The sequence below is a fragment of the Streptomyces sp. NPDC057307 genome, assembly GCF_042667665.1.
GTDB lineage: Bacteria > Actinomycetota > Actinomycetes > Streptomycetales > Streptomycetaceae > Streptomyces.
Genome location: NZ_JBHUZM010000259.1, coordinates 1 through 4,091, shown reverse-complemented (window position 1 = coordinate 4,091; position 4,091 = coordinate 1). Strand labels below are relative to the sequence as shown.

Annotated in this window: 2 protein-coding genes and 1 pseudogene; 1 reads left to right on the top strand and 2 read right to left on the bottom strand. The window is 69.6% G+C overall.

The annotated features are described in order from the left end of the window. Positions 1–210, bottom strand: a pseudogene (locus tag ACFUN8_RS37080) (PQQ-dependent sugar dehydrogenase); the annotation flags it as partial. Positions 211–641: 431 nt separating this feature from the next. Here ACFUN8_RS37080 and ACFUN8_RS37075 point away from each other — a divergent pair. Beyond that, on the top strand, positions 642–1,838 hold the full coding sequence (locus ACFUN8_RS37075) for a glycoside hydrolase family 64 protein (RefSeq protein ID WP_383647774.1): 1,197 nt from the start codon (positions 642–644) through the stop codon (positions 1,836–1,838). Positions 1,839–1,910: 72 nt separating this feature from the next. On the opposite strand, the gene ACFUN8_RS37070 is transcribed toward ACFUN8_RS37075, so the two are convergent. After that, the gene (locus ACFUN8_RS37070; protein WP_383647771.1) at positions 1,911–3,872 is read right to left on the bottom strand and encodes an acyl-CoA dehydrogenase family protein; all 1,962 of its coding nucleotides are present in this window, start codon (positions 3,870–3,872) and stop codon (positions 1,911–1,913) included. Between the last annotated feature and the right edge of the window lie 219 nt (positions 3,873–4,091).

Sequence of the window (4,091 nt, the reverse complement as noted above, 5' to 3'; positions counted from 1 at the left end):
GTCGGGGGGGAGGCCGTGAGCGGGGGGGGGGGACGCGGGCGCCTTGCCGTCCGCTCCCGGCTCCTTGGCGCCCTTGTCGCCGTCGCTCGCCCCGTCGCCGCCGCAGGCGGCCGCACCGGTCAGTACGGCGCCGACGAGCGCGAGCGCCGCCGCGCCGCGCAGTCGCGCGCGTCGGCCGCCGGGCCGTCCTTGGTTCCCCGCCCCGAACATGCCTGCCCCAATCGTCGGTTGATGGCGCCTCGTCGGTTGACGGCACCCTCGGCCCCGCGTCCCCGCGTGCCCGGCCGCGCCCTCGGCCGAGCGCGTGGCTCGCGCCCCGTGTGGCGGCGTCGAGGCTCGATTGTGCTGCATGCGAGCCACGCGGGTCACACAACGGCCCGCGGGCGACGCCGCGCCGAGTCGAGACATCTTCGGCGAGTTGCGGCATCCGCATTGACACGCCTCGCGCGCGGCGCAATTCTGAGAGCGCTCTCAGAAAGGTCTGTACCTGAAGAGTCGATCCCTTCCGGTTCCCCGCTCCCGGCTTCGGGTTCCGGCCACCGGCCCTTCAGTCGCACCCCCGCCTCACCGGCGGCGTCCGTACGTCAGATTCCGCCCCCCACTGTCCCCACTGGGATCTACCTGACGAGGAGGAAGAGCGAGTGCCTGCGATACGCAAGCTGCTGGCTTCTCTGGCCGCCGCGGTGGTCTTCACCACCGGATTCACGGCCTTGACCGCCGCGGCCCCGGCCGAGGCCGCCGTTCCCGCCACCATTCCGTTCACCATCACGAACAACTCCGCCCGGGGCGAACAGGTCTACATCTACAACCTCGGTACGGAGCTCTCGTCCGGCCGGCAGGGCTGGGCCGACTCCAACGGCACCTTCCACGCCTGGCCCGGAGGCGGCAATCCGCCGACCCCGGCGCCCGACGCCTCGATCGCCGGGCCGGCCCCGGGGCAGAGCAAGACGATCCAGCTGCCGAAGTTCTCCGGACGGGTCTACTTCTCGTACGGGCAGAAGCTCGACTTCAGGCTGGCCACCGGCGGCCTGGTGCAGCCCGCCGTGCAGAATCCGAACGACCCGAACAGGAACATCCTCTTCAACTGGTCGGAGTACACGCTCAACGACTCCGGTCTGTGGATCAACAGCACCCAGGTCGACATGTTCTCGGCGCCGTACGCGGTCGGCGTCAAGGGCCCCGACGGCAGCACCAAGACCACGGGCCATCTGAAGGCGGGTGGCTACAACGGCTTCTTCGACGCTCTCAGGGGGCAGCCGGGCGGTTGGGCCGGTCTGATCCAGACCCGGTCGGACGGCACCGTCCTGCGGGCTCTCGCGCCCGGTCACGGCATCGCGTCCGGCGCTCTGCCGGCCAATGTCATGGACGACTACATCAACCGCGTGTGGGCGAAGTACGCCAACTCCCCACTCACGGTGACCCCGTTCGCGAATCAGCCGGCGGTCAAGTACGTCGGCAGGGTCTCCGGCAACGTCATGAACTTCACCAACACCTCGGGCGCGGTGGTCACCTCGTTCCAGAAGCCCGACGCCGACAGCATCTTCGGCTGCTACAAGCTGCTCGACGCCCCCAACGACCAAGTACGGGGCCCGATTTCACGCACGCTGTGCGCGGGGTTCAACCGCTCCACGCTCCTGACCAACCCCAACCAGCCCGACGCCGGCTCGGCGGACTTCTACAAGGACTCCGTCACCAACCACTACTCCCGGAAGATCCACGCCCAGATGGTCGACGGCAAGGCGTACGGCTTCGCCTTCGACGACGTCGGGGCCCACGAGTCGCTGGTGCACGACGGCGACCCGCGGCAGGCGTACCTCACGCTCGACCCGTTCAACTGAGGCAGCACCCCCGCGACATGACCGGGCCGCGCCCTCCTGAAGAAGGAGGACGCGGCCCGGTCCCACGGTCGCTCAGCGGATCGGCCGGTGGACGTTGTCCCGTTCGGAGGGGCCCGGCGTGGCGTCGGCGATCCAGGGGCCGTCGCCGCTCGGGTCGATGATGCCCTCCTCCAGCCAGGTGTAGGTGCCGGACAGCACACCGTTCACGACCTTGCGGTCGACGTCGTCCGTGTTCGACCAGAGCCGCGTGAACAGTTCCTCGACGCGGATCCGGGACTGCCGGCAGAACACGTCGGCGAGCTGGTACGCCTCTCGGCCGTGCTCTCCCCCGGCGCGCAGCATCTCGGCCCGTACGCACGCCGCGCTCATCGCGAACAGTTCGGCGCCGATGTCCACGATGCGCCCCAGGAAGCCCTGCTTCGTCTCCATCCCGCCCTGCCAGCGCGACATGGCGTAGAAGGTCGAGCGGGCGAGCTTGCGCGACGTCCGCTCCACGTAACGCAGGTGCGCGGAGAGATCCAGATGCCCCTTGGGGTGAAACTCCGCATAGGAGTTGGGGAGTTGACCGGCGCCCGCGACCAGCTTCGGCAGCCAGCGCGCGTAGAAGACGCCCGCCTGCGCCCCGGCCTTCGCCTTGTCGGACAGCGTCTTGTCGGGGTCGATGATGTCGCCCGCCACCGCCAGGTGCGCGTCGACCGCCTCGCGGGCGATCAGCAGATGCATGATCTCCGTGGAGCCCTCGAAGATCCTGTTGATCCGCATGTCGCGCAGCACCTGCTCGGCGGGTACGGCGCGTTCACCCCGGGCCGCCAGCGAGTCCGCCGTCTCGAAGCCCCGTCCGCCGCGGATCTGGACGAGTTCGTCCGCCATCAGCCAGCCCATCTCGGAGCCGTACAGCTTGGCCAACGCCGCCTCGATACGGATGTCGTTGCGGTCCTCGTCGGCCATCTGGGACGACAGGTCGACCACGGCCTCCAGCGCGAACGTCGTCGCCGCGATGAACGAGATCTTCTCCCCCACCGCCTCGTGGTGCGCGACGGGCTTGCCCCACTGTTCGCGCGCCGCCGTCCACTCGCGGGCGATCTTGAGGCACCACTTGCCGGCGCCGACACACATCGCGGGCAGCGACAGACGGCCGGTGTTGAGGGTGGTGAGGGCGATCTTGAGACCTGCGCCCTCGGGGCCGATGCGGTTCGCCGCCGGGACGCGCACCTGGTGGAAGCGTGTGACCCCGTTCTCCAGACCGCGCAAGCCCATGAAGGCGTTGCGGTTCTCCACCGTGATGCCGGGCGAGTCCGCCTCGACGACGAACGCGGTGATGCCGCCCTTGTGCCCCTCCGACTTCGGTACGCGCGCCATCACGACGAGGAGGTCGGCGACGACGCCGTTGGTCGTCCACAGCTTGACGCCGTCCAGGACGTAGTCGTCGCCGTCGCGCACCGCCGTGGTGGCGAGCCGCGCGGGGTCGGAGCCGACGTCGGGCTCCGTCAGCAGGAACGCGGAGATGTCGGTGCGTGCGAGGCGCGGCAGGAACGTGTCCTTCTGCTCCTGGGTGCCGAACATTTTGAGCGGCTGCGGTACGCCGATCGACTGATGCGCGGAGAGCAGCGCGCCGATCGACGCGTTCGCCATGCCGACCAGGGCGAGGGCCTTGTTGTAGTACACCTGGGTGAGGCCGAGGCCGCCGTACTTCCGGTCGATCTTCATGCCGAAGGCGCCGAGTTCCTTGAGGCCGTTGACCACCTCGTCGGGGATGCGCGCCTCGCGCTCGATCCGCGCCCCGTCGATCCTCGTCTCACAGAACTCGCGCAACGTGGCCAGGAAGGCTTCTCCGCGCCGTACGTCCTCCGCCGGGGGTGCGGGGTGGGGGTGGATGAGATCGAGCCGGAAACGGCCGAGGAACAGTTCCTTGGCGAAGCTCGGCTTGCGCCAGCCCTGCTCACGGGCGGCCTCGGCCACCTGTCGTGCTTCGCGCTCGGAGACCTTGGGCTCCGGGATCTGGGCCGTGTCGAATGAATCGGATGGAGCGGACATCGGGAACTCACCTCGCCGCGAACGTCGGGTCGATGGGCCCGACCGGCCAAGGCGCTGTCCTGTCGCCCTGGTGGGAAAGGTACCGGCCGGTACTACTCGTCCGTATCTACCCGAATACCCAGGGGGTAGCCAGTCCTGACGCGCGCCGTCGGGGCCGTGGGACGGGGCCCGTACGCCGACTCCCAGGGCCTCGGGGAGGCTCAGGGTGTCGCGCGGCGA

Excerpts from the sequence above, each read along its gene's own strand:
- ACFUN8_RS37070 (WP_383647771.1), bottom strand. The coding sequence starts at position 3,872 with ATGTCCGCTCCATCCGATTCATTCGACACGGCCCAGATCCCGGAGCCC.